Origin of the sequence: Mesorhizobium sp. M7A.F.Ca.US.006.04.2.1, from assembly GCF_004022915.1 — a bacterium.
Taxonomy (GTDB): domain Bacteria; phylum Pseudomonadota; class Alphaproteobacteria; order Rhizobiales; family Rhizobiaceae; genus Mesorhizobium; species Mesorhizobium ciceri.
Genome location: NZ_RZQA01000220.1, coordinates 1 through 7,898 on the forward strand (window position 1 = coordinate 1; position 7,898 = coordinate 7,898).

A 7,898-nucleotide genomic window follows, 5' to 3' on the forward strand; every position below is an offset into this window, starting at 1 on the left:
GTCACAGGCGCTGCATTGGTCTTCGTCGGCCCGTCGGGAGATGCGATCCGGATGATGGGAGACAAGGTCTCGGCGCGATCGGCCGCTGCCGCTGCAGGTGTCCCCGTCGTGCCAGGCTCGGCTGGCCGGGTCGAGGGCCTCGAGGCTGGCCACGAGGTGCTGACCGCAACCGGTTTTCCGGTGATGATCAAGGCGGCGGCAGGCGGCGGCGGGCGGGGCATCCGCATCGCGAACTCGCTTGCCGAGTTCGAACAAGCCTTTCCTCAGGCCGAAGCAGAAGCCCTCGCCGCCTTTGGCGATGGTGGTCTCTACATGGAAAAGGTGATCGGCAAGGCCCGCCATATCGAGGTGCAGGTGCTGGCAGACGGAAGCGATGCCATCCACTGCTACGAGCGGGAGTGCTCGCTGCAGCGGCGACGCCAGAAGGTTTGGGAGGAGGCGCCGTCGCGCGCACTTTCAGACAGGCTGCGCGAAGAGCTCTGCGCTTCAGCGGTCGCCTTGGCCAAGGCGGTCAAATACTCTGGTGCCGGCACGGTAGAGTATCTTTACGACGATGAAGCAGACCGCTTTTACTTCATCGAGATGAACACCCGTATCCAGGTCGAGCACCCGGTCACCGAAGCGATCACCGGCATCGACCTCGTTGCGGAGATGCTTCGCATCGCCGGCGGCGAGAAGCTGCGGATCCGGCAAAGCGATGTCTCCGTCAAAGGGCATGCGATCGAAGTCCGGCTCAATGCCGAAGACCCGGCGAAGGAGTTCGCTCCATTCCCCGGGCAGGTGGCCGAGCTTCGCATTCCCGGCGGTCCGGGCGTACGCTTCGATTCGATGCTCTATCAAGGCTATCAGGTGCCGCCCTTTTATGACTCGCTGCTTGCCAAGCTGATCGTGCATGCAGAGACGCGCGAGGCGGCGATAGTGCGCCTGATCCGCGCGCTCAACGAGTTGAAGATCGGCGGGCTCAAGACCACCAAGCCGCTGTTTCTTGCGCTGGCCGCCGATCCGGCGATGCGGGCAGGAGACGTGCATACCCGCTGGCTGGAAGGCTGGCTCATCGAAAACGCCGCAGCATTGGCGGGTTAAGGAGGACCGATGTCGATACGATTCAACTTCGGCGGTGACGAACATATCTTCGGCGAGGTGTCCGAAGAAATGTCGCTCACCTCCTTCTTTACCGGCCTTTCGATGACCAATGCGGTGCGTACGGCAGGCATCCGAGGCGTCACCGAGATCTGCCCAGCCAACGCCAGCTTCCAGATTCGCTTCAACCCCGACATCGTCAAGCCGCAGGATTTGCTCAGCGAACTGAAGTCGATGGAAGAGGCGGCCTCGAAGTCGGACCCGGTGCTGAAGACCCGGATCATCGAACTGCCGGTTTATTTCCAGGATCCATGGACGCGTGAAACCTGCTTGCGCTTCCGCGAGCGCCACCAGGACCCCTCCTCAACCGATCTTGAATATTCGGCACGCATCAACGGCTACGCCACGGTGGAAGAGTTTATCGAGGCCTATTCCGGCCAGCCCTGGTTCGTATCGATGGTCGGCTTCGTCGCCGGACTGCCCTTCCTGTACCAGATGGTTGAGCGCAAGAAACAGATTCAGGCGCCGAAATACTTGCGTCCACGCACCGATACTCCCAAGCTCACCATTGGCCATGGCGGCTGCTTTGCAGCGATCTATTCGGTACGCGGCGCTGGCGGCTACCAGATGTATGGCATAACCCCGGCCCCGATCTACGACCCGACCAGGAAGGTGCGCTACCTCGCCGATGACATGTGCCTGTTCAAGCCAGGCGACATCGTCAAGTTCAAGGCCATTGGCCGCGATGACTACGACGCCACGCTTGAGGAAATCGAAGCCAATCGGTGGCAGCCGACGGTTCGCGAGTGCACCTTCAGCCTGAAGGATTTCAACAGCGACATTTACGGCACCAATGCAAAGCTGATGGAGCTTATCAATGGCCGTTAAGGTAATCTCTCCCGGCCTCTCCACTTCCGTGCAGGACCTTGGCCGACCCGGCCACTATCATGTCGGCATTCCAGAAGGCGGCGGCATGGACCGCTTTGCGACACGCATCGCAAACCTGCTTGTCGGCAACGATCCGGGTGCCGCGGTGCTCGAAGCCACTTTCATGGGTCCCGAACTCGAATTCACCCAATCCGCGGTCGTCGCCGTCACAGGTGGAGAGCTCCCACCCAAACTCAATGGCGAGGAACGGTCGACGTGGGAAAGTTTTCCGGTGAAGGCCGGTGACCGGCTTTCCTTCGGCTTCCTCAAGAGCGGCGCGCGCGCTTATCTGGCCGTCTCCGGCGGCATCGACGTACCCGTGGTTCTCGGTTCGCGCTCGACTTACATTCTGGGCGCACTCGGCGGCCATCAGGGCCGCACGCTGAAGGCGGGCGATGAGCTTCCCCTCGGCGAAGGTTCCGGCAAAGCCGGTCTTTCACTGCCTGCAAATCTGCGCCGCGCGCGCAATAGCCCGGCGGAACTCAGAATGCTTCCCGGCATATACTGGCATCGGATCACTGAGGCTGCCGGCAATCGGTTCTTTGAGGAAACCTGGAAGGTCGCGCCCGAAGCCGACCGTATCGGCTATCGCTTCCGCGGCGGGACGCCGCTGGAATTCGTCGAGCGCGAGCAGCCTTTCGGTGCGGGCTCCGACCCCTCGAACATCGTCGATGCCTGCTATCCCTACGGATCTGTCCAAGTGCCGAGTGGCACGGAGCCGATCGTTCTTCACCGGGACGCGGTTTCGGGTGGCGGGTATATGATGCTGGGCGTGGTGATATCGGCCGACATGGACCTTATCGCCCAACTCCAGCCGCACACCCCGGCGCGCTTCGTTCCGGTGACGCTGGAAGACGCGCTTGCCGCGCGAACCGAACAGCGCGCCGCGCTGGCGCGCGCTGAAGGGCATCTGGCCGGCTGACGTCAGCCGGGAATGCCGGCGGAGGAGCCGGAGGCGAGGAGATCGGCCGGCCAAAACCGACCGCGCGTGGCGGAAGACAAAATCCGGTGCGCGAAACGACAAGACGACGCCGGGCAACGGCGTGAATTTGGCACCCGAGCAGTCCGCTAGAGACCGCCGGAACCGACAGGGGAAGACATTTGCAACGTGGCTGGCCGCAAGGCCGGATGCTTCGCGCCTTTCCGTCGGTAGAAAGAAGGAAAGGGTCATGAGTCATCTGAGCGCGGAGAACGTCTCGGTATCGTTTGCGGGGCTGAAGGCCCTGTCATCGGTAGACCTCCAAATTACGCCCGGCCGCATCAGTGGCCTCATCGGCCCGAATGGCGCTGGCAAGACCACGCTCGTCAACGTGCTGACCGGCTTCCAGGCACCGACGGAAGGCACCATCAAGCTCGACGGGGAAGCACTCACGGGTCTCAAGCCGCATCAGGTCCGGCGGCGCGGCATTGCCCGCACCTTTCAGGGTGGGCGGCTCTTCCGCGACCTGCCTGTGCTGGACAATTTGGAGGTAACGGGCGTTGGCCTGGGAATGAGCCGGCGCGCTGCCATCGCCGAAGCGGAAGCGATGCTCGACTGGATAGGCATCGGTGCGCTGGGTACCCGCATCGCCGGAACGTTGCCATACACGGACGAGCGCCGCGTCGCCATTGGCCGCGCCTTGATGGGACGGCCCGCATACATCCTGCTCGACGAGCCCGCGGCTGGCATGAGCGCACTGGAGGCGCGGGAGCTTTCCGCCCTGATAAGACACATCGCCAGCGATCTCGGCTGTGGTGTCCTGCTCATCGAGCACAATGTCGGGCTGGTGCTCGGCCTTTGCCAGCATATCGTCGTGCTCGATTCCGGAGCGATCATCGAGGAAGGACCGCCTGCCGCGATCCGCGACAGCGAGAAGGTGCGCCACGCCTATATGGGCACGGCCGCGAACACCGACCTGCCTGTGCTGGAGGCGATGGAATGAGCCTGCTCGCCCTTTCCGATATCACCATCCGCTACAGCCGTCTCACGGCGGTCCGCAATGTCTCCTTCTCCATGGACGAGGGAGAAATCCTGTTCATCACCGGCCCGAACGGAGCCGGGAAGTCTTCGCTGCTGCGCGCGATTGCCGGTGTTACGCCGGTGGCGGGCGGCCGGATCGACCTTGCTGGTCATGAGATCACCGGCCAGGCGCCGGAGAACATCGCCCGGCTCGGATTCTCCATGGTGCCGGAGGGGCGCGATGTCTTCGGCTCGCTGACGACCGAAGAGAACCTTCTGGTCGGAACCGGCATGCATGCCCGCGAACGCGGCTGGCGCAGCCGAGCGGCCGACGAACTCGAAGCCGTCTACGCAACCTTCCCGATGCTGAAAGAGAGGCGGCACGGGCAGGCGGGATTGCTGTCCGGCGGGCAGCAGCAAATGCTGGTCATCGGCCGCGCGCTGATGACCAATCCGCGGCTTGTAGCCATCGACGAGCCTTCACTGGGCCTCGCCCCCAACATCAACGACCAGGTCTACGAGCGGCTGATCGCGCTGCGTGCGCAGCGCCAGCTCACGCTCCTGATCGTTGAGCAGAGCTCGGCCCGGGCGATGATGGTGGGCGGGCGGATGATCCTGATGCGTGGCGGACAGATCGTGCTCGATGGCGACGCGCGGACGCTCGGCAATGGCGAGGCGATCCAGGCTGCCTATTTCGGCTACGAGGACAATTGAGATGCTTCAGATCCTGTTCGACGCACTCTCGCTTGGTTCGCTCTATGCGCTCGGGGCGCTCGGCATTGCCCTCATCTTCGGCGTCATGCGGCTCGTGAACTTCGCGCATGGCGACGTCATCGCCTTCTGCGTCTTCGCCCTGTTATGGCCGTCTACGGACGCAATGGCCATCGTCTTCGCCGGCCAATTGCCGTGGTACCTGCTGTTGCCATTCGTGCTCCTCTGCGGGGCCGGGCTGTCGGTGCTGTGCGAAATCGTCGTCTTCAGGCGGTTCCGTCAGGCAAATCCGGCAACCATGATGATCGCCTCCTTCGCGCTCGGTTTCGTCATTCGCTACTTCCTGCTCATGCTTTTCTCCAGTCGGCCGAAATCGATCTCGCTGCTGCCCGAACTGTCCCAGCCGGTGGAGATCCTTGGTGCCAGGCTTCCCCTCCTCCAGCTCATAACGATCGTGGCCACGATGGTCATCCTGATCGGCCTGACACTGTTCCTGCGTCAAACCCGCTTCGGCCTGGAGATGCGGGCGGCGGCCGAGAACTTCTCGATGGCCCGAATGCTGGGTGTGCGTGCGAACCGGGTTATCATGGGCGCGTTCGCCCTCTCCGGCGCGTTGGCCGCCGCCATTGCACTGATCTTTGGCGCCCAGACAGGCACGCTGGACATCCAGATGGGCGCCTCGATCATGTTGATGGCCTTCATCGCCACCGTCATTGGCGGCCTCGGCAGCCTCGGGGGAGCCGTGCTCGCCGGCTTCCTGCTGGGTGCCGCCTCGGTGATCATGCAAGTCATGCTGCCCATCGACGCCCGGCCATTCCGCGATGCCTTTGTCTATGGAGCGGTCATCCTCGTCCTCCTCTTCCGCCCACAGGGTCTTATTGCCGCGCGCGGCACCAAGGAAAGGATCTGATTTCATGGGTGTCGCCGCCTCCCTCACCAACTCTACCGCTGCCGGTGCCCCGGCTGCCGAGCGAAAGCCCGCCCGCTTCGCGCTTGCCCGCCGCACAATCCTGACACCGGTCCTGCTTTCTCTGCTGCTGCTGGCCATCGCGCTGATCACGGTGATGACCGGATCGCGGCCCTTCAACCAGACGGTGATCGACGTGTTCGTCCGTGTCATCCTCGTCGTGGGCCTATACATCTTTATCGGGAATTCGGGCGTTCTCAGCTTCGGGCATATCGGCTTCACCTGCCTTGGCGCCTACGCGGCCGCGTGGCTCACCATCAATCCGATGATGAAACGCGGTTCGCTGCCGGGACTGCCCGAATGGCTGCTGGCGACCCGATTGCCGTACTGGCAATCGGCTACGCTGGCAGCATTGTTCGCCGCCCTCGCCGCTCTCATCTTCGGGCGGGTGCTGATGCGATTATCGGGCATCGCGGCTTCGATCGCGACCTTCGCGATGCTCGCCATGATCAACACAATTTATTCCAACTGGGAGAGCGTGACCGGAGCGACCTCATCGGTCGTCGGCATTCCGATCGTACGCGTGATCTGGCCGTATCTCATCGGCGCCGTGGTCGCGATCTTCATCGCCTGGGCGCACGCGATCTCCCGGTCCGGCCTGGCCCTTCGTGCTGCCCGCGACGAGCCCACCGCCGCCGCGGCTTCCGGTATCGACATTCCCAGGGAAAGATTGGTGGCATTCGTCATATCAGGCGCGGTGATGGGGCTGGGCGGTGCGCTCATGGCTCATTCCATCGGCGTGGTCACACCCGACACATTCTATCTCGGTCTCACCTTCATCACCCTTTCCATGCTCGTTGTCGGCGGCATGGGCAGCCTGTCGGGGGGTGTGGTGGGTGTCGTCCTGCTGTCCGCCCTCATCCAGGCGCTGCGCTGGCTGGAGGCAGGCGTATCGCTCGGCGAGTCCACTTTCGCCCTCCCGAAAGGGGTTCAGGAAATAGCCCTCGGCGTCATCATGATCGTGATCCTCGCGCTTCGCCCATCCGGACTCATGGGCAACCGCGAGATCACCTTACCCCGCAGCAGTCGCAACAAGTGACCGGCGGCACAAGCCCGACCGGAAAACAAAAAGGAGACGTGCATGACATACAAAATGAGAATTGTCGCAACCGCTCTGGCCTCGATGTCCATCGCATACCCGGCCCTGGCCGATGACAAGACCATCGTCATCGGCTTCGCCACTGCGGAGTCGGGCTTCATGGAAGCCTATGACAAGCCTGCGCAGGAGGCGGCCTTGATCCGCATCGACGAGATCAATGCGGCTGGCGGTCTGCTTGGAAAGCAGATCAAGGTCGTCAAGGCCGACACCAAGTCCGACCGGGCCGAAGGCGCCAAGGCGGGCCTCTCCGTGCTCGACCAGGGCGCGGATCTCGTGGTCGTCTCGTGCGACTACGACTTCGGATCGCCGGCTGCGCTCGCGGCCGAGGACGCGGGCCGTATCTCCTTCTTCCTGTGCGCGGAATCGGTCAAGGCCGGTATCCAGGGTGTCGGCCCGCACAGCTTCTCCGCGTCGGTGCTGGCGCCCGTGCAGGGCGCGACCATGGCCGAGTGGGCATTCAAGGAAAAAGGCGCAAAGGACTTCTACCGTCTGCTCGATACCTGGACGGCCTACAACAAGGGCATCTGCGACGGCTTCGACTGGATGATGCCGAAGCTCGAAGCCCAGGGCGCGAAGCTTGTCGGTGAAGACACCTTCAAAAACGAGGACGCCTCCATCGCCGCGCAGATCACCCGCATCAAGTCTCTGCCGAAGGAGCCGGATGCGATCATGCTTTGCACGATGATGCCGGGCGCTGTCTCGGCCATCAAGCAGCTTCGTGCCGCGGGCATCAACTCCATGATCCTGAATGGCTCGGGCGTCGACGGTAGTTATTGGCTATCCGCTGTGCCCGATCTGACGAACTTCTACGTCCCCGTTCAGGGATCGATCTATGGCGACGATCCCAATCCGGAAGTGCTGAAGTTCAATGCCACCTACAAGGCGAAGACAGGCGCCGATCCCTCGAGCCAGTATGTCTTTCCGGGTTACGTCATGGTCGACGTCTGGGCCAAGGCGGTGGAGCGTGCAGGCACGACCGATGCCGACGCCGTCGTCGCGGAACTGGAGAAGATGAAGAACGAGCCGACGCTGTTCGGGCCTCGTACCTTCACGCCGGAACTGCATCACCAGAACCAGACGCGGTACCTGATCGTCGAGACCAAGGCCGGCAAGCCGGGTGTTGTAGGCAACTGGACGATTTCCGAGCCGGTACCGATGGAAGCCTTGCTCAAGTA

General features: G+C 62.9%; 8 protein-coding genes. All 8 read left to right on the forward strand.

The features are described from left to right. A partial coding sequence (locus EN925_RS14055) for an acetyl-CoA carboxylase biotin carboxylase subunit (RefSeq protein ID WP_128336630.1) occupies positions 1–1,083 on the forward strand: 1,083 nt, incomplete at its 5' end. Between the two features lie 9 nt (positions 1,084–1,092). Continuing rightward, positions 1,093–1,968 (forward strand): carboxyltransferase domain-containing protein, encoded by an 876-nt coding sequence (locus EN925_RS14060; protein ID WP_013533154.1) that lies wholly within the window; start codon positions 1,093–1,095, stop codon positions 1,966–1,968. Continuing rightward, complete coding sequence (locus tag EN925_RS14065) at positions 1,958–2,929, forward strand: biotin-dependent carboxyltransferase family protein (protein WP_024502403.1); 972 nt, start codon at positions 1,958–1,960, stop codon at positions 2,927–2,929. The genes EN925_RS14060 and EN925_RS14065 overlap by 11 nt, the downstream gene beginning before the upstream one ends. Next, positions 2,868–3,929, forward strand: coding sequence for an ABC transporter ATP-binding protein (locus tag EN925_RS14070; protein WP_245483273.1), 1,062 nt, complete (start codon positions 2,868–2,870; stop codon positions 3,927–3,929). The genes EN925_RS14065 and EN925_RS14070 overlap by 62 nt, the downstream gene beginning before the upstream one ends. Next, on the forward strand, positions 3,926–4,660 hold the full coding sequence (locus EN925_RS14075; RefSeq protein ID WP_013533157.1) for an ABC transporter ATP-binding protein: 735 nt from the start codon (positions 3,926–3,928) through the stop codon (positions 4,658–4,660). The genes EN925_RS14070 and EN925_RS14075 overlap by 4 nt, the downstream gene beginning before the upstream one ends. Position 4,661: 1 nt before the next feature. Next, complete coding sequence (locus EN925_RS14080; RefSeq protein WP_013533158.1) at positions 4,662–5,567, forward strand: branched-chain amino acid ABC transporter permease; 906 nt, start codon at positions 4,662–4,664, stop codon at positions 5,565–5,567. 4 nt (positions 5,568–5,571) lie between these two features. After that, on the forward strand, positions 5,572–6,663 hold the full coding sequence (locus EN925_RS14085; protein WP_013533159.1) for a branched-chain amino acid ABC transporter permease: 1,092 nt from the start codon (positions 5,572–5,574) through the stop codon (positions 6,661–6,663). Between the two features lie 42 nt (positions 6,664–6,705). Next, positions 6,706–7,898, forward strand: a 1,193-nt coding sequence (locus EN925_RS14090) for an ABC transporter substrate-binding protein (protein ID WP_013533160.1), incomplete at its 3' end; no start/stop codon positions are given.